At 42.9% G+C, this 18637-nt stretch carries 17 protein-coding genes; 14 read left to right on the plus strand and 3 right to left on the minus strand.

Annotation, left to right across the window (positions count from 1 at the left end; translation table 11 throughout):
• The first annotated feature begins 155 nt into the window (after positions 1 to 155).
• Together clpP and clpX are read left to right on the plus strand one after the other, a co-directional pair.
• Positions 156 to 824 (plus strand): ATP-dependent Clp endopeptidase proteolytic subunit ClpP, encoded by a 669-nt coding sequence (gene clpP, locus APA_RS19515; RefSeq protein WP_201323913.1) that lies wholly within the window; start codon positions 156 to 158, stop codon positions 822 to 824.
• Between the two features lie 17 nt (positions 825 to 841).
• Entirely contained in the window at positions 842 to 2179 is a 1338-nt protein-coding gene (gene clpX, locus APA_RS19520; protein WP_201323914.1) for an ATP-dependent protease ATP-binding subunit ClpX, read from the plus strand.
• Positions 2180 to 2230: 51 nt separating this feature from the next.
• Here the strand turns inward: clpX and APA_RS19525 are convergent, their stop codons facing one another.
• Both APA_RS19525 and sds read right to left on the minus strand, forming a co-directional pair.
• Positions 2231 to 2929, minus strand: coding sequence for a Uma2 family endonuclease (locus APA_RS19525; protein WP_201323915.1), 699 nt, complete (start codon positions 2927 to 2929; stop codon positions 2231 to 2233).
• A gap of 157 nt (positions 2930 to 3086) precedes the next feature.
• Positions 3087 to 4070 carry a solanesyl diphosphate synthase gene (gene sds, locus APA_RS19530; protein ID WP_201323916.1) on the minus strand — a complete coding sequence of 328 codons (984 nt, stop codon included), beginning with the start codon at positions 4068 to 4070 and terminating at the stop codon, positions 3087 to 3089.
• A gap of 291 nt (positions 4071 to 4361) precedes the next feature.
• On the opposite strand from sds, the gene APA_RS19535 reads away from it, so the two are divergent.
• From APA_RS19535 to APA_RS19565, 7 genes are all read left to right on the plus strand, one after another.
• Complete coding sequence (locus tag APA_RS19535) at positions 4362 to 5102, plus strand: response regulator transcription factor (protein ID WP_201323927.1); 741 nt, start codon at positions 4362 to 4364, stop codon at positions 5100 to 5102.
• Between the two features lie 223 nt (positions 5103 to 5325).
• The gene (locus APA_RS19540) at positions 5326 to 7665 is read left to right on the plus strand and encodes an inverse autotransporter beta domain-containing protein (RefSeq protein ID WP_201323917.1); all 2340 of its coding nucleotides are present in this window, start codon (positions 5326 to 5328) and stop codon (positions 7663 to 7665) included.
• A gap of 415 nt (positions 7666 to 8080) precedes the next feature.
• Complete coding sequence (gene glgA, locus APA_RS19545; RefSeq protein WP_201323918.1) at positions 8081 to 9457, plus strand: glycogen synthase GlgA; 1377 nt, start codon at positions 8081 to 8083, stop codon at positions 9455 to 9457.
• Between the two features lie 69 nt (positions 9458 to 9526).
• Positions 9527 to 10456, plus strand: a complete 930-nt coding sequence (locus tag APA_RS19550) for a hypothetical protein (RefSeq protein ID WP_201323919.1) — start codon at positions 9527 to 9529, stop codon at positions 10454 to 10456.
• Positions 10457 to 10621: 165 nt separating this feature from the next.
• Positions 10622 to 11044, plus strand: coding sequence for a hypothetical protein (locus tag APA_RS19555; RefSeq protein ID WP_201323920.1), 423 nt, complete (start codon positions 10622 to 10624; stop codon positions 11042 to 11044).
• Between the two features lie 225 nt (positions 11045 to 11269).
• On the plus strand, positions 11270 to 11929 hold the full coding sequence (locus APA_RS19560) for an SDR family oxidoreductase (protein ID WP_201323921.1): 660 nt from the start codon (positions 11270 to 11272) through the stop codon (positions 11927 to 11929).
• Between the two features lie 156 nt (positions 11930 to 12085).
• Positions 12086 to 12913 carry an SDR family oxidoreductase gene (locus tag APA_RS19565; protein WP_201323922.1) on the plus strand — a complete coding sequence of 276 codons (828 nt, stop codon included), beginning with the start codon at positions 12086 to 12088 and terminating at the stop codon, positions 12911 to 12913.
• 81 nt (positions 12914 to 12994) lie between these two features.
• Here APA_RS19565 and APA_RS19570 read toward each other — a convergent pair whose 3' ends face one another.
• Positions 12995 to 14488 carry an LCP family protein gene (locus APA_RS19570; RefSeq protein ID WP_201323928.1) on the minus strand — a complete coding sequence of 498 codons (1494 nt, stop codon included), beginning with the start codon at positions 14486 to 14488 and terminating at the stop codon, positions 12995 to 12997.
• A gap of 255 nt (positions 14489 to 14743) precedes the next feature.
• On the opposite strand from APA_RS19570, the gene APA_RS19575 reads away from it, so the two are divergent.
• The 5 genes from APA_RS19575 (at position 14744) to petG (ending at position 18585) form a co-directional block, all read left to right on the plus strand.
• On the plus strand, positions 14744 to 15652 hold the full coding sequence (locus APA_RS19575; protein ID WP_201323923.1) for a DUF4349 domain-containing protein: 909 nt from the start codon (positions 14744 to 14746) through the stop codon (positions 15650 to 15652).
• A gap of 250 nt (positions 15653 to 15902) precedes the next feature.
• The gene (locus tag APA_RS19580; RefSeq protein WP_201323924.1) at positions 15903 to 16352 is read left to right on the plus strand and encodes a DUF3531 family protein; all 450 of its coding nucleotides are present in this window, start codon (positions 15903 to 15905) and stop codon (positions 16350 to 16352) included.
• Positions 16353 to 16418: 66 nt separating this feature from the next.
• Entirely contained in the window at positions 16419 to 16805 is a 387-nt protein-coding gene (gene gloA / locus APA_RS19585) for a lactoylglutathione lyase (RefSeq protein ID WP_236579886.1), read from the plus strand.
• A 135-nt stretch (positions 16806 to 16940) separates the two neighbouring features.
• On the plus strand, positions 16941 to 18371 hold the full coding sequence (locus tag APA_RS19590) for a hypothetical protein (protein ID WP_201323926.1): 1431 nt from the start codon (positions 16941 to 16943) through the stop codon (positions 18369 to 18371).
• Between the two features lie 115 nt (positions 18372 to 18486).
• Positions 18487 to 18585, plus strand: a complete 99-nt coding sequence (petG, locus tag APA_RS19595) for a cytochrome b6-f complex subunit V (RefSeq protein ID WP_071590170.1) — start codon at positions 18487 to 18489, stop codon at positions 18583 to 18585.
• Positions 18586 to 18637: the final 52 nt, after the last annotated feature.

Below are 18637 nucleotides of genomic sequence, written 5' to 3' on the forward strand. Positions count from 1 at the left end.
TACAGGTTTTGACTCTGGCTTTTAATTGTGCTGAGTAGCTATCCAATACTATTTTTGAGGCATAATAGCTTTTAAGTTGGTATGGTAGAACTTAAGCTTTGCCACTCAAGCTTTGCTTAAGATAACGCATCAAAATTACGGTGAATTCAAAACGCATGTACCCTTTATCTAGTCAATTAGCATCAAACAACTTTGCGATCGCGACCCAAAATCAGGTTGTGCCGATGGTAGTCGAGCAATCAGGTAAAGGCGAGAGAGCATTTGATATTTTCTCGCGCTTACTGCGTGAGCGGATTGTGTTCTTGGGTTCGCAAGTAGATGACACCACATCGAACTTAATCATGTCTCAGCTTTTGTTTTTAGAAGCTGAAGATCCTGAAAAGGATATTTACCTCTATATCAACTCTCCTGGTGGCTCAGTCTACGCAGGCATGGCGATCCTCGACACCATGAACCACGTCCGTCCCGATGTTTGTACAATCTGCATGGGGCTGGCTGCAAGTATGGGCGCGTTTCTACTAGCGGCTGGAGCCAAAGGCAAGCGGATGGCTTTGCCAAACGCACGGATCATGATTCACCAACCTCTTGGTGGCGCTCAAGGTCAGGCAGTTGATATTGAAATCCAAGCGCGGGAAATCTTGTATATTAAGCGATCGCTTAACGAGATGTTAGCTGCCAACACAGGCAAGCCTCTCGAACAGATCGAGCAAGATACCGAGCGTGATTTCTTTATGTCACCTGCGGAAGCTCAACAATATGGTTTAATCGATCAAGTTTTAACCAATTCCAAAAGCCTCCAGCCATCTGCCCTATCCCTAGTCTAGCCACAGCGAGATAGCTTATGCCCAGTAAATATGACTCTCATCTTAAATGTTCCTTCTGTGGTAAATCGCAGGAGCAGGTACGCAAGCTAATTGCAGGACCAGGGGTATACATTTGCGATGAGTGCGTGGATTTATGTAACGAAATCCTCGATGAGGAGCTGTTTAATAGCGCTCCGCCCCAAGCTGCCCAGCGCAAAGACCCTGCCAATGAAAAGCGGAAAACTAAAACTGCGGCGAATCTCAATCTCAGTCAGATCCCTAAGCCTCGTGATATCAAGCGCTATCTCGATGAAAATGTAGTTGGTCAAGACGAAGCTAAAAAAGTTTTGTCAGTTGCAGTTTATAACCACTACAAGCGTCTGAGTTTTATCGAATCGACGGCAAAAGGTCAGAATGAAGACGGAATTGAACTTCAGAAGTCGAATATTTTACTGATTGGCCCCACGGGTTGTGGTAAGACCCTTCTGGCACAAACTTTAGCAGAAATGCTAGATGTGCCTTTTGCGGTTGCAGATGCCACAACACTTACCGAGGCAGGCTATGTCGGTGAAGATGTGGAGAATATTTTACTGAGGCTGTTACAGGTTGCCGATCTCGATGTCGAAGAGGCTCAGCGTGGCATTATTTACATCGATGAAATCGATAAAATAGCCCGTAAGGGAGAAAATACTTCGATTACCCGCGATGTTTCGGGCGAAGGTGTACAGCAAGCTTTACTAAAAATGCTCGAAGGTACGATCGCTAACGTACCGCCTCAAGGTGGTCGCAAGCATCCTTACCAAGACTGCATCCAGATTGACACCAAGAATATCTTGTTTATTTGCGGTGGTGCTTTTGGTGGCATGGAGAAGCTGATCGAGCAACGTATCGGGAAAAAATCAATGGGATTTGTGCAGCAGGGTGAGTCGATTCCTCGCGAAAAGCGCACTGCTGAAATCCTCAAGAATGTACAGCCCGATGATCTTGTCAAGTTTGGGATGATTCCTGAGTTTATTGGTCGTGTGCCAGTTACGGCTGTACTCGATCCTTTGGATGAAAAAGCACTTATGGCAATTTTGACTGAGCCTCGTAGTGCCTTGATCAAGCAGTACCAAAAGCTCTTGAAGATGGATAATGTCCAGCTTGAGTTTCAGTCTGATGCAGTTCAGGCGATCGCAAAAGAAGCCTATCGACGTAAAACAGGGGCGAGAGCTTTGCGCGGTATCGTCGAGCAGTTGATGCTCGACATGATGTACGAGTTGCCTTCGCGCAAGGATGTAACTAAGTGTTTGATCACTCTCGATATGGTCGAAAAATTATCCACGGCGGAGATTTTGCAGCATCCTGCCTCAATGCCAAAGCCTGAATCAGCATAGACAAAAAAAAGGACTCGCAAAGCGAGTCCTTTTTTTTGTCTATGCTTGGTCTTAAAGTGCAGTTTGGAATTGAGTTAATATCCATGACGTTACTTGACCATGATTGGTTTCTCTCGACAAGCGCAGAGCTTCTTCTAAAAGTGCAATCTCTAAACCTGTAATTATTTGCGATCGCGTAATTCTGTAACTACCTCTAGCACTCTCTGAATCTGCGATCGCAAAGGCTAAAATCTCAGCACTTTTTACATTAATTACCCAATATTCTTTTACGCCCAAATCTTCATACATCAAGCGTTTTTTACCAATATCATCAGACCAAGAACTATTGGCAATCTCGATCACTAAATCAGGTGCGGGATAAATATCGAGATCGACAACACCCGTCCCCCAAGGAATTAACTGAGCGCGATCGCCAACATAATAGGAAATATCAGACTGGACTTCTTTGCTCCCAACCTTACGATATGAGCAATTATCTTTACCTCTTATGATTAATCCATTAACAGCAATGAATAAACCAATTGCCATCACAATTAATAGATGATCGTCAGAATGGTCTGAGCCAGTGGACATAGGTTCAACTCTCGCTTCTCCATTGAAGTAATAAAACTTGTATTTTTGATATTTGGGATCGTCAGCAACTTGGATAAATTCATCCCAAGAAGCTCTTACCCAAGTATTTAGGTTCTGCTCAATTATGTTTGGAGATAAGTGATTAGCATCCTTCTCGATGCTTAATACAGCAACCATATCTACACCTCATTTGCCTAAATATTAAGGAGTGTCGCGCTTTGCACAATAAGTACATCGGCATAATTAAAACCCAAAAATCTGTACCGCCCGCGTAGCGGGCGGTACAGATTTTTGGGTTTTATATTTAATTGTGCCTAACTACTTACTACTTATCTTAATACAACCGATCTAAAACGTAGTTGGTTAAGCCAATCAAAGACTGTTTGGGTGCAGAAGAGGGTAGCCATTCGATCGCTACTAGTGCTGACTTAACGTGACTCTTTGCTAATTCACGCGATCGCGAAACACCTTCACTGTTGTGAACTAGTTCTAAAGCTTTTTCCAAATCGCCCAGCTCACTAAACTCGCGATCGATCAAGCCGCGTAACTGAGGATGCTCCTCTAATGCAAACAAGACAGGCGCAGTCAAATTACCCTGTTTAAGATCAGAACCAGCAGGTTTGCCAAGAGTTTCCGTCGAACTAGTGAAATCGAGTATGTCATCGACAACTTGAAATGCGATGCCAAAATGCTTGCCGAAATTAAATAACTGTTCAGCTTGTACTTGACTTACACCACTAAGTACGCCCGCTGCCTTAGCACTACCCGCCATTAATGATGCCGTTTTATAAAAACTCTTTTCGAGATAATCTTCTAACGTCAAATCCCCATCAAATGCAGTAAGACTCTGACGAATTTCACCTTCTGCAAAATCAGTGATTACTTTTGATAAGAGCTTGACAACTTCAAGATCGTCTAAATTGGCAAGATACCAAGATGCTTGTGCAAACAGGAAATCACCTGCAAGTACAGCAATACGATTGCCAAAGCTATTGTTTACTGTGGGCATTCCGCGTCGTAGATCGGCAGAGTCGATCACATCGTCATGCACCAGACTCGCTGTATGAATCATCTCAGTGATTTCAGCGAGACGGCGGTGACGTGAGGTGATATCGCGATCGCTCATCGTTGCGCGTGAAACCAGCAACACTAGTGCAGGGCGCATACTCTTGCCCTTCGCTTCAAATAAATGCTCAGCCGCCGCATACAAAATCGGATGTCTTGCGCCTACCAACTGCTTCAAATTATCCGTGAGCATACGCAAGTCATCTTTGACTGGTGCAAAAAGTTCGGTGACAGAAGTAGTTGGAAGGCTCATGCGCATAAACCAGTTTTAAATCAATTTTTACATATCTTCATATATTGTATGAGAATGTTGCAAGAGTTGAAGCCCGACTTAGCTTGTTTTATTAGTCAACATGGTATAGAAGGCTGCAAATAGCTGCTACTCTATAGCTACTACTCCTTTAGCCAGAAATTTTTTGCGATCGCTATAAATGCCAACAATAAGAGTTAATGCACCCTGTCTCCTTTGCTGAATATGTATCAGGATGATATATATTATTTAACAAATCGTAATCCAATCACATAGATGGAACTTTGACTAATGATGCCTAGGCTTCTCCTGATTGATGATGATCCGATAATCTCTGAAATGGTCACGCTGAATCTCGAACATGCTGGCTATCAAGTCAGTCAAGCGAGTGATGGCATCAAAGGACAAGCACTTGCCATTCAGTTGATGCCAGATATGATCATCCTTGACTTGATGCTGCCAAGGGTTGATGGATTTACGGTTTGTCAAAGATTGCGTCGGGATGAGCGGACTAAAGAGATTCCTGTAATGATGCTCACCGCGATGGGACAAACTCAAGATAAGGTCGAAGGTTTTAACGCAGGTGCAGATGACTATCTGACTAAGCCCTTTGAACTCGAAGAAATGCTAGCGCGAGTGCGTGCTTTATTGCGACGGACTAATCGAATTATTGACGCGGCTAAGCATGGTGAAATTTTAATTTTCGGATCACTAACGCTTGTACCTGAGCGCTTTGAAGCAATTTGGTTTAATAAAACCGTCAAGTTAACTCATTTAGAATTTGAGCTGTTGCATTGTCTGTTGCAGCGTCATGGTCAAACGGTATCACCAAGCGAAATTCTCAAGGAAGTTTGGGGATATGAACCTGATGATGATATTGAAACTATTCGTGTGCATATCCGCCACTTGCGAACCAAGCTAGAGCCAGATCCACGCCATCCTAAATATATTAAGACGGTATATGGTGCAGGTTATTGCTTAGAGCTTCCTCATGATAACGATACTAATCAGGTTGAAGGCGCGATCGCTGAATAGCTATTGACCAAGAAATTGCTTGGCAGGTTATTTGTGATTAAAAAAAGAAAAATGGGGAAGACGTAAAGTGTCTTCCCCATTTTTTTGTGGCGTAATTGATACTTTGTAGAAGATTTTTAAAATTGTATAAACTCAAGTGTTAGACAACACATGGCTTGTGAGACTTTACCTTTCAGAATGGTAATGTGTGGATTTTCTTTGGAAAGATGGATTATTAAGGGCTATGCAGAAAAAATCAGTGTCTAGGGGCTTCAAAGCTTTTTGCTTATTATCATTAGTATGCGTAAACGGAATAATTGTTACAGAAGCGTTTAGTCAAGCTAATCCATTTCCATTAGATGCTAAACTTCGCTATAACGGCAGTGGCGCAGGAATAGATGGGAATACTAGTGTTGAGTTACGTATTCCTCTTAATCAAACACCAGAGAATTTTTTCTATCTCAATCCTCAAATCCGAGTCTTTAATAATGGGCGCATTGGATCTAATCTTGCAGTTGGCTATCGATCGCTAAATGACGTTGCCAAATATGTATTAGGTGGGTACTTTGCCTACGACAATCGTGATACAGGGGCGCAGTTTTTTCAGCAAATTTCCGCAGGTTTAGAGTTTTTTGCGGAATCTTGGGATATGCGGCTCAATACCTATCTTCCAGTGGGTAAGACTAATACACAACTAAGCGAAACTATCCTGAATACTGGGAGCTTTCAAGGCAATCAGTTTTTGATCGATCGAGATCGGCGTTTTGATGCGGCTATGAGTGGTGTGGAGTTAGAAGCTGGCACGATCATCACTACTGGCGATGCAGGATATCTCCGCCCCTATGTCGGGACTTACTATTACACAGCTACCAATAGTGTCGGAGCTTTGGGGATTAAAGGTGGCTTGGGATATTATGGCGAGCTGATTAATGCAGGATTATCGATTCAGAATGACCGCATTTTTGGCACGAGTATTCTTTTCAATATTGGTATTAATTTCTCCAACCGTCCAGCACGAGGAGTAAATCCACCAACGCTTCTGGAACGTATGAACGAACCAATTTCGCGTAGTAGTTCGGTTATAGTCGAAAATCAAACAGTTCGTGATGGGCTTGTAGCCATCAATCCTGTGACTGGTCAGCCTTACAGGTTCTTTGTAGTTGCTGATAGTACTACTGGTTTAACTGGCACACCGAATGTTGTTTCTTTTTCGCAGTTTTCCACAGCCATTGCCAATGCGGGTGCGGCTGGAGGCAATGGAATTGTTTATACCTATACCCCAACTGGATCTACGGCTCCAACTTTCAGCGGATTTACGATTCCTGATGGGACAAAAGTTGTATCTAGTGCGCCGAGTGTAATCCCAGTGTCATATCAGGCTGGTGTTGGAGGTGCCACTTTCTCAAATCTGCCAGTCACATCGAACACAGGTATCTACCCAGTTGTTAACGGAACAGTTACTCTAGCACCAGGTTCAAATCAAGCACTGATCGGATATAGCATTAACAAGAATGTTGCTGCGACAGGTGCAAATGCAGGAATTATCGGCAATAATAACTCTAATGCCCTGATCGCTTATAACAGGGTCAATATTGCCGCTCCAAGTACTACACCAGTAGGTAATTCAGGACGGGGTATAGTTTTGGTGGGGTCAAGTGGTAACACCAATATTGAAAATAATCAAGTCAACAATGCGATCGCGGAAGGAATTCGCCTCGACAATGTCAGTGGTACTGCTGCGATTACTGGTAACACAGTCACTAACACAATTCAGCCCAATGTCCAAACACAGGTAGAAGCAGGCATTCTGGTCAGGAACAATACAGGGAATGTCAATCTCACGATCGCCAACAACATCGTCAGAGACAATACCGCCACCGCAGGCGTTGTCGAAATTGATGGGATTGAGTTTAGTCTTTGTCGCGTCTATCCAGATTTAGCAGGTTGCGCTACTACGACCACTGCGACTGTCAACATCACAGGCAACATTATCCGAAATATTACAGGTGCAAACGATGGAGCCGATGGCATTGATATCAATTTAGGCAATAATGCAAACGCCACGTTGACGATTAGCAACAATACCATCGATAACATCGTGAACAAAGGCATTAGCTTTGGAGCTGTTGATGGTTCTATTGGTACAACAACGATCGCTAATAACAACATTAGCAATGTCGGTGGTGCAGCAATTCAGGTGCGTGTAGGAGAAACGGCAGTTGGAGGACAGTCGTCTGTTCGAGCGGCGGTATTGAATAATAAAGTTACAAACACCAATACGCAGGTTGGAATAGATGATGCATCGATGATTATTCGATCGCAAAATGCTGCTTCGCTCTGCGTCAGGTTTGAAGGAAATACCTTAAACAATCCCACATCTAGTCTTGATTATCTATTCCGTAGGCAGAGTACATCAGCGTCAGGGTTGCAACTAGCAGGATTAACAACAGCGATCGCTGTGGCTAACCCCAGTCCAACATTGGTAACTGAGCTAACAGCTAGAGGGAATACAGGCACAGCAAGTAAATATAGAGTTCAAAATAATACAGTGCAAGTTCCCACTGCGGCTTGTACATTTCCTTAAAGATTAAAAAGAAACTCACTGTGTGAGTTTCTTTTTAATCTTTAAGCATATAGTTGCAGTCACTTGTCTTAGGACAAATCAAAACCCAAGAATTGATTGGCGGCGCATCGCGCCGCCAATCAATTCTTGGGTTTTACGTCCTAGTACACTTGGCGACAGCTATAGTTTGTAAAAATTGCTGCTTTAGCGATCGCGCTCATCATCAAAAGAAACCCACTGTTTGGGGTTTCTTTTTTATCTCTCAAGAACCTCTTGCAAAAATTGCTGCTTTAGCGATCGCGCCAATAACAAAAAAGAAACCCGCTTTGCAGGTTTCTTTTTTGCACAAAGCGTAGCTTGAAAAAAATTGCTGCTTTAGCGATCGCGCTATGCATGAAAATAGTTAGAGCCTGAAATACGAGTACTGAATCAACGAATGAAAATTTTATTTGCGGCGGCTGAAGTTGCTCCTCTCGCCAAAGTTGGCGGTATGGGAGATGTAGTGGGCGCACTTCCTCCGATTCTTAAGAAGATGGGGCATGATGTACGAATCATCATGCCTTACTACGGCGTAATTCCAGACAAGCTCAAGGAAAAGCCTGAATGGAAATGGAAGGGCTATGCCATGTTTCAGGAATTTGATATTTTTGAGACAGTACTACCAGGTACAGATGTTCCCTTGTACTTAGTAGGGCATGGGTCATTTATTCCTGCTCGCGTTTATGGCGGTGAAGATGAAGATTGGCGGTTCACGATGTTTGCCAATGCCGTTGCTGAATTTTCATGGAACTATTGGAAGCCCAATATCATTCACTGCCATGATTGGCATACAGGAATGATTCCTGTATGGATGCATCAAGTCTCGGATATTGGAACTGTATTCACGATTCATAATCTTGCTTATCAGGGACCTTGGAAATGGTTTTTGGACAAAATCACTTGGACTCCTTGGTATATGGATGCTCATAACACGATGGCAGCAGGGATCAAATATGCAGATCGCGTGAATACGGTATCGCCAACCTACGCCCAGCAAATTTGTACACCAACCTATGGGGAAGGTTTAGAAGGCATACTCTCCTTCTTGAAGCCTTGGGGGATTTTAAATGGTATCGATACGGAGTTAGAAAATCCTGCTACTGATTCCGCCTTGGTGCAGAACTACTCTGTCGAAACTCTTGACGATCGCATGGCAAATAAGATTGCTTTGCAAAAAGAGTTGGGCTTAACCGTAAATCCTGCAACTTTCTTAATCGGTATGGTGGGACGCTTAGTAGAACAGAAAGGCATTGATTTGCTGCTGCAAACCCTTGAACGTTTCTTGGCTTATACCGATGCTCAGTTTGTGGTCTTGGGTACAGGCGATCGCTATTACGAATCGCAGCTATGGCAGATTGCATCTCGTTATCCTGGTCGCATGTCAGCGCAGATTTTGTTTAACTCAGCGCTTTCTCATCGTGTTTACGCTGGCTCCGATGCCTTTTTGATGCCAAGTCGGTTTGAACCCTGTGGTTTGAGCCAACTAATTTCACTGCGCTATGGTTGTGTGCCAATTGTCCGCCGTACTGGCGGCTTGGTGGATACGGTGTCATTTCACGATCCCATTACTCAAACAGGTACAGGCTTTAGTTTTGATCGTTACGAGCCGTTGGATATGTATACCTGTATGGTACGTGCATGGGAAAGTTATCGCTATACCGATGCATGGCGCTTATTGCAACAGCGCGGCATGAATACTAACTTCAGTTGGCAAGCCTCAGCCGAAAAGTATGTGCAGCTATATCGCTCGATTCCGGGGCTAGACAATGCCTAAATCTCCATAAAGAAAGGCGGCGCTTCGCGCCGCCTTTCTTTAATTTGCTTGCAAATCTCTCAAAGCACTGTGAGAATTACATTTACAGCAGCTTTTGATCAAACAAACTACAAATCGATGCGTCAGTTTCCTGTTATCCTCATCCCCCCAGAAGTGCAGCGCATCGCTCAGTCCAAACCTGTTGCGCCTAAGCTAAGTATTGCTTTGCCAAGTTTGCCTCCCACTCAACAACCCACACCTATTCAAATTCAAGAAGCGATCGCGTTGAGCTTTGGTCTAATATTTGTCGTAGCGATCGTAACTACCTTTGCCAAAGAGTTAGGAATCATGCTGCTGATCGTGGGAACGGTGGCACTTGTGGTGCGGATCAGATATCAGTTTCTCACCTACAAAAAACGCTACCAAAGTCATCAAAACACTCTCCAAAACTACTTCAAAAAGCTCGAATCTTATTCCCGCGAGGAGGTTGAGTATGAGCAAAAACTAGCGATCGCCCATGCTCCAGAGCGCGTCATTGAGTTTCGGCATCAGCAATTTCAGAAGTTTTTTGCAAAGATACCTCCCATTGAAAATGCGATCGCCTTAGCCAAGAGTAATTCTCCAGATCGCGATCAATCAGCTATTTATGATTTCGGAGTCACCCTTCAGCAAAATTTGTCAGGAACAATCTATCAAGGCGTAAAGCTTTACATTCCTAGTGTTAATCAGGATTGGCTGCCTACACTGACCTATATCGATCCTGTACTAAATGTCCATATTGCGATCGAGATTATTGGAGATTCAGAAAGTGCGGCAAATCTAATGCAAAAGGATCTAGCCGATCGCTTTTTAGTAGATTCAGGATGGATTATGATCAAATTCTCGCAGAAGCAAATCTTGCAAAGCTCTGCTGCTTGCTGTAAGGAGTTTGCAAAGTTACTAGATCGATTAAGTCTTGATCAGTCTGTATTATCAAATTTTGATGCTATTCCCGATTTAGTCCCAGCCAAAACCAATTGAGGGATTCGCAGCGCCGTCGGCGCTGCGAATCCCTCAATTGGTTTTATAGTGAGAATTGCTACAGCGATCGCTAGTTAATTCAGTTTATTGTTGATAAACACTAAAATTAGTAATCAAAAGCTGACAAATCTTTGTTTTTTTAGGTTTTATGTGAGGGTATTGCCCGTGAATGCTGCTGAACAAGCTAGAAATGTCGAAGTAGCGACAAAAATCGCCACGATTGTCAATTTGTTTAAAGCTATTTATCCTGCTGCACGCTCTGACTTAAAACCTTGGCTGAATAATTCCGATACTCGCAGATTACTTGATCCAGATTCGATTGATGTTGGCTTTCATTTCCCAGGGGTAAGCTGGCGGCTCAAAGTTCGCAGTATTCTTCTTCAAATTCGACTATATGAAGATCCTGTTGATGGTGACTTGAGGGCGATCGGTATTGAGGCAAGTGGACATGACCATAAAGGTGAATGCTGGCGATTTTCGACGGTGGACAATTGGCAATTCTTTGGCGATAAGATGCCGATGGAAGATGGAGTCGTAAATCTACGTGAATTTAGTCGCCAAACCTTAGAGGTTTTCAATCGCAAATAGAAGGATGGGCTAATTCAGGATTTGCTTTTTGGTTCAAAACCAATTTTGGGATTTTCAGCGCTGCAGCGCTGAAAATCCCAAAATTGGTTTCAGATTACAATGAGCTATAAGAGCGAAGTAATGTAGGAAAGCAATTTTTAGTGGCGTGGCTTTGCCACGCCACTAAAAATTGTTTCTTGATTAAATCGCAGAACCATAACTCGGTAATTTTTTGAGAACTAACCTATGAAAGCATTTGTAGCAGGAGCCACGGGGCAAACAGGACGGCATATTGTCACCGAATTAGTTAAGCGCAATATTCCAGTAAGAGCCTTAGTCCGTGACCTAGAAATCGCTAGAAAAATCCTACCGCCCGAAGTGGAATTAGTTCGGGGAAATGTACTTTTTGCTGACACATTAGCAGAGGCGATCGCAGATTGTGATGTATTGGTATGTGCAACAGGCGCGAAGCCAAGCCTAAACGCCATGGAGCCATATTTGGTGGATTATATTGGCACAAAGAACTTAGTGAATGCTGCGAAAGCAAAAAACATCAAACATTTTACGATCGTCTCTTCTCTTTGCGTATCAAAATTTTTCCATCCTTTAAATCTATTCTGGCTAGTACTTTTCTGGAAAAAACAAGCAGAAAAATATTTGCAAAATAGTGGTTTGACCTATACCATCGTTCGCCCTGGCGGATTGCTGAATTATGAGAAAATAGGTGGCTTGGTAATGTCTAGCGCTGATACTTTGTTTGAAGGGAGTATTCCTCGTACTAAAGTTGCCCAAGTAACGGTCGAGGCTTTGTTTGAAGATGCAGCAAAAAACAAGTTGGTGGAGATCGTGGTTGGAGCAGATAGCCCCGATCTGCCGATTGCCGAATTATTTGCTAAGGTTGCTTAACCAAAAGCAAATTTTTTTTAAAGAGCTGCAAAGCAGCACTTTAAAAAAAATTTGCTTTAATACCGCCACAAATAAGAATATAAAACCCATTGCGGGGCTTCGCCCTACGACCCTTCTTGTGGTGGATTTGCTCGAACACTGCTGTAAATAAAAAACATGACTAAAACTGTATTCATTACTGGAGCCTCGTCTGGAATTGGCAGAGCAACGGCTTTTTATTTCCAAAAACAAGGGTGGAATGTCGCCGCTACAATGCGATCTCCTGATCAAGAAATCAACCGCACCAATAGCTTGGCAAATCTCGATCGCGTAATTTGTCTAAAACTCGATGTTACTAATCGCCTCACAATCGCCGATGCAGTTGCGGAAACTATTGCCAAATTTGGTGCGATCGATGTATTGGTAAATAACGCGGGCTATGGCATGTTAGGCGCTTTTGAAACTTCCACCCCTGAGCAAATTCAGCGTCAATTTGATACTAATGTATTTGGACTGATGGAAACTACTCGCGCAGTGCTGCCCCATTTCCGCGATCGCCAGCGAGGTGTAATTGTGAACGTTGCCTCCATTGGTGGGCGCGTCGCCTTCCCTCTCTATAGCCTTTATCACGCCACGAAATGGGCTGTAGAAGGGTTCTCGGAATCTTTGCAGCATGAACTTTTAGCTTTCAATATTCGCGTCAAAATTGTAGAGCCTGGCCCAATTAAAACTGACTTTTATGAGCGATCGGCAGACCGCTCTAGCAATCCTGATTTTCCAGAATATGATGCTTTTAGCGATCGCGTATTAACGAAACTAAATAAAATTGGGACAACGGGAGCATTGCCTGAAGTTGTAGCCAAAACTATCTATATTGCTAGCATCGATAAATCATGGAAATTGCGTTATCCCGCCGATCCACTTGCTAAGCAGTTATTATTTATCCGCAAGCTTTTACCTGATTTCCTCTTCACAAAAATTGTCCGTCAAAGTACAAATGTATAAATAAAAAAAGAGAAGGCTTTGCCTTCTCTTTTTTTTACCCAAAATATAAGAGGTTATGCTTTGCATAACCTCTTATATTTTTTAACGTTGTTGTTTGAGTTGCGTAGGTTTAACAGGCTTAAGAGGAATATTATTTGCTTCAAGCCAGTCTTTACCGACCCGAACAGTAATATCCGACTCAATATCTCCCGTTGACTCGATTACTACTTCACCAATACCCAGAGCTTCTCGCAATTTCTCGGCACTTTCGCGATCGCCACTTTGAGCAACAATCTGCGTTTTAGCAAGAGGCTTTGTCCAGCGATCGCTAGCAGAAAATACTTGAGCATATCCAGCCTTAGACAAAACAGTTGTGGCTTTTTTGGATCCTTCAGGTTGAGACATACTATCTTGGATCGCAATCCTCAGATTTTGAGGTGTGCTTTCCTCAAGCCCTGCATCTGCTTTCTTGATGATCCCAAAGCTTTGGCTCATGACTTTGGTAAGCCGACGATTATCCAAAATCCAGTAGCTCAAGCTATCAAACTCGCCAGGGTTACTAAACCGCCCAGGAGCCATATGCATCTGGATATTTTTACGATCGATCTTTGACGTATACCCAGCAAGAGCAAGAACTTCTTCGACTGATAGATTTGTATCTATATTGTCCTTAACAATGGCAAGGATTTCAGGAAACTTAGTGATGGCTTCGGGCTTTAGTTTCTGATCGATAAAAGCACGGAAAAATGCTTGCTGACGTTGTACACGACCAATATCTCCCAGATCGTCGTGACGATAGCGCATGTATTGAATTGCTTTACTACCGTTTAATTTTTGCTGTCCCGCATTGAGGTTGATATATAGATGTTGGCTATCGTCTTGATATTTCATCTTTTTCGGCACATACACATCAACACCACCAAGGGCATCGACCAACTTACCAAAACCATTGACATTGAATCGGATATAACGATCAATCGGTATATCACCTAATACTTGACTAACGGTTTGAGCTGATAGGGGCGCCCCACCTGCATAGTTGGCAAAATTAATTTTTGTCTTGCCTACACCTTGAATATCTACACGGGTATCACGAGGAATTGATAAGACGGCAACTTTTTGAGTCGCAGGATCAAAACGGATCAGCAACATTGCGTCACTCATGCCATTGAGGTTGTCATCAACCTCCGCCAAGTATTTCCCTTTGGGCTTGGACTGGGCATCAGGTAAGTCAGAGGTAAGAATAATCGTTCCGAGTACCAAAATATTGACAGGACGAGTCAGCGTCGGTACACCCGCGATCGCTGAAGTCATACCATTGGAATTACGATTAAATACTGCCGCCTCATCAGTCGATAGTTGACGCTGCTGAAAAGGTCTACTACTTAATACAAATGCTAAGCCTGCACCTAGCCCCCCAGACAACAGCGCCACAAATAACACTACAAAAAGTGTCCATTTATGTTTGTATGAAGAGGTTTTGGGCTTTGAAGACTTGTTGGACAAATCTGAATTACCTAAATTGATTGGATTTGTTGCCACAGGTAGGGAATACTCCTCACGACTGAACGTTTGCTTCAGCGATCGCCCACCCATGAGCAAAGATGGGGCTCAACACACTTTATTTACTTAACTCAAGGACTTGGGATAGCACTCTTGAGGCTTTTAGACTAATTAGCATTTAACTTTAGCACTGTATCGTAACTTATCGTTACAAAGTGCTAAACATCCTACAGGATAGGAAAATCAAGATGTCTAAATTATTTTTATGGATAATACTACATATTTAGAAATTTAGAGAAGACTGCGATCGCAACTAAAATATAAGCCCAAGGTCAATCTGACAAAACTATGGCGAGAAAGTATCTGAAAAGTCAAACATTTCGATCTCTAAAAGCTGTGAGTCTACTGGCTGCGATCGCTCTGGCAAGTTGTGCTTCTTCGTTAAAAGCACCCTCCTCTGCGCCTAATCTTGGATCTCAGCCCGAACAAGCCGCAAATCCTAATGCTCCCGCCGCAAAAGAAGTTGCACCGCGTCCGCAACTAATTAAATCTGCTGAAATTTCCTTACAAGTCAAATCCATCGAAGAAAGCACAAAGGCTGTCTCAGGGATTGTCAAACAACAACAGGGAGATATTTTAGAGCTGAATGATTTTCGTTCTGGTAATTCTGGTACTGCTCAGTCAGTTTTTTTGAAGCTCAGAGTCCCTCAAGAAAGGCTTGATGCAGTAGTCGAGGCGATCGCTCAGTTAGGAATTGTCAAAGGGCGATCGCTAAAAGCCGAGGATGTCTCTAATCAATTAGTAGATCTGCAAGCCCGCCTCAAAAATTTGCGCCAAACTGAAGTGCAACTACAGGGGATCCTCCAGCAGACTGGCTCTGTGGGGGATGTTCTAAAAGTTACGCAAGAACTTAGTCGTGTCAGGGAGGGGATTGAGCAAATTGATGCTCAGTTCACAAATCTAAAAAATCAAGTTGCTTATTCCACGATCCAAGTCAGCCTCTCATCAGAAATAGCGACCATTCCACCTCAATCGGATCTCGGCACACAATTACAAAACACTTGGAATAGTGCAACCAATTCGTTGACAGTTGTGAGTGTTGGTCTATTAAAGCTCTCGATCTGGTTGCTAGTCTATTGTCCCTATTGGCTAGGTCCCCTAGCAATTTTCTTGTTTCTGCGCCGTCGTCGCCGTCAACTTATTATCCAAGCGCCAAAGCCTGGCTCTAATGCGAGTTCAGAGGTTAGTTCAGACTAAATTGATGTTATAAAAACCCCAAAAGGGAAATCGCCCGCTACGCGGGCGATTTCCCTTTTGGGGTTTTACAGAGCTTTGCGCTATAAACTTTCTTTTGCTTATCTACTTATCTGTTATCAGCCGTTTTTAAAATATATAGCAAGTAGATGAGTTGCGAAGTATCTTATCTTTTCTAAGCATTGTGGTGATATCGCTTAGACTGGTATCGGTATATTCTTATCGAGATTTTTGAAAGATCTGCAAGTTGATTATGGAAGTTAGATTTCGAGAATGTGATTGGTTCGACTTATGGATCTGGATAAAATTTAATGAAATCCCCTCTCAGCAAGAAAAACAACTGTTAGACGAAGTATTTAATTCTTGGTTTTTGCTTGGTAAATTAGGTGGTTTCAATGCTTGCAATATGCAGGTTTTAGAATCTGGTGTGGATGTTAGCTATTTTGACTATGACAACCAAGCTGCCGATGACGAGATGATGTCGGTCATGCATAACATGACGGATCTGGAATACGAAAACGAATGGGGGCGTTGTTGGGTTGACTTGGGAACGACCGATGCGATCGCGATCGATATCTTGGTAAATGCGTTGCGTCAGTTTGATAAGGAATATGTCGCGATCGAAGAAGTAATTATCGGTGGACAAAACTCTGACTGGTTAGTTGAACCCAAGAGTCTAGATGATGAAGATTATGATCGGTAGACTGTTAGAGAGATGCTAAGCATCTCTCTAACAAAATCAAGAAGAAACTTAGTGAGGAAAACCAAAATGCGTGTTTTACATACAATGATTCGGGTTGGTGATCTAGAGCGATCGCTTGATTTTTATAGCAATGTCCTCGGCATGAAAATATTGCGTCGTAAAGATTATCCTGATGGGCGCTTTACTCTCGCTTTTGTTGGTTATGGTGATGAATCAATCAATGCCGTTATTGAGCTAACCCACAATTGGGATACCAGCGCCTACGACATTGGCACTGGCTATGGTCATATTGCGTTGGGCATGGAAAATATTTATATCGCTTGTGAGGCTATTCGAGAAAAAGGCGGCAAAATTACTCGCGAACCTGGACCGATGAAGCATGGCACAACGGAAATCGCCTTTGTCGAAGATCCAGATGGCTATAAAATCGAGTTGATTCAACTCAAACAATAAAAACCAGTGTTTTGTGGCGCGGCTTCGCCGCGCCACAAAACACTGGTTTTTATTGCGCAGCAATAAATTCAAGTTATTTGAAGATTAAGATAAAAATTGTTATAAGCTGTAAAGCTGCACACCAGTAGCGTAGTCATGCGTAGACCCCGATATACAACTTCTTGGCAATCCAAGCGCAAATCTTGGTTGCGAAATACTCTGCTTCTGATCCTAATTGGTCTGCCATTACTATTGATTTTGGCGGAACTAATTGCTCGAGGAGCAGTTTTAGCAACAGGCAGTAACGACCAGCTCGCCCCCAACAAAACTGTAGCGATCGCCCAGTCCTATGCCTTTAAATTGCAGGACTCTAATGGTAATAACTATCCCGGACTACCAGACGCTGGGCTGCTCCAAGTAAAACGCAGTCCACTACTGGGTTATGAATTGCTTCCCAGTCAAAGTAGTGAATATTGGCAAATAAACGATCAGGGCTTTCGTCAAGATTCATCCGTACCCGTTGTCAAGCCTGCTAACGAGATCCGTGTTTTTTTGGTTGGTGGCTCCACCGCTTTTACGAATATGGCGGAAAAAAATCAAAAGGCATTGGCTTTTAAGGTTGAGAAATTGCTCAACGAGCGTGTTCGTTCTCAGAATAGCAGCCCCGAAAAGTTTAAGCCCAGAGAAATTCCCTATTTTGCCGATCAAATTGAATCGATGCGAGCATTGCCTCCACGTATTCGTGATGGTAGCTATCGGGTAATTGCGGCGGCGGCTCCAGGCTATAGCTCTGGTAATGAACTTGCCCTGATAGCTCATAAGGTGATGACATATAGTCCTAATGCTTTGCTGATCCTCGATGGCTACGAAGATTTGCGATCGCCTAGCAATCAGACTGCTCGCGAAATCGGTAATATTGAGCAAATGTTACGCGATCCACTTGCCCAATATCGACAACATCAAACCCAGCAATTTAATAATTGGCTAAATTCACTTTATCTAGTCAAAGCATGGCAAAAATGGGTAATCCCAGCAGATATCAGTATATTTAGCTCTGAATATCAAGTTTTTAATGCCGAACAACTCAGCAAAGATCCTAAAGAAATTCAGAAAAGAGTTGATCGACATCTTTACAATACTCAGCAAATGATGAGATTGGCTAACAATATTCCTGCTTTGATCATTCTCCAGCCAGAAATCACAGGTAAGCAAAAATCTTTAACCAAGGAAGAAGAAGGCATTCTGAAATCTTTGGGTAAGGAATATAGCGATCGCGCCACTAATGCTTATATGCTCGCCGAACAAGCTTTTAGCAATAGTCCGATCAAGCCAAAATTTGTCAGTTTTTATCAGCTGTTTCAAAATACTAGCCAACAAGCTTTCATCGATCCCATCCATCTCACTGAAGCTGCCAATGATTTGTTAGCTCAGAAATTATATGAAAGTACTGAGCAGCTCTTTTTGGTTCAGCCTGCTCCAAATGCTTTGAGTGGGGATGTGGATGCAAAAACAATCACACCACCCCAGCCCGTGGTTCCGCCAGAGCCTAAACAGTCTGGTCTTCTGCGTTCACTAGTTATTCCTTAGAATTATGTGGGTTATGTTGCAGCGATCTCTAATAACGCAAAAAGGCAAAAACTGATTTTCATAATGAGAATTGCTAAAGTAAACTATATAAGTCAGTGAGTTTTAATAAATATTTATGGTAGAACCAATTTTGTCAGGCATTTGCCTCGGTCTTATTTTCATTACCCTTGGCGGACTGTTTTTTGCTGCTTATCAGCAATATCGTCGCGTCTAGTACCAACATAAAAATCAAAAAGCCGAAGAGGTGTAAAACACCTCTTCGGCTT

It is taken from the genome of Pseudanabaena sp. lw0831, from assembly GCF_016584665.1.
In the GTDB taxonomy this organism is placed as follows: Bacteria; Cyanobacteriota; Cyanobacteriia; order Pseudanabaenales; family Pseudanabaenaceae; genus Pseudanabaena.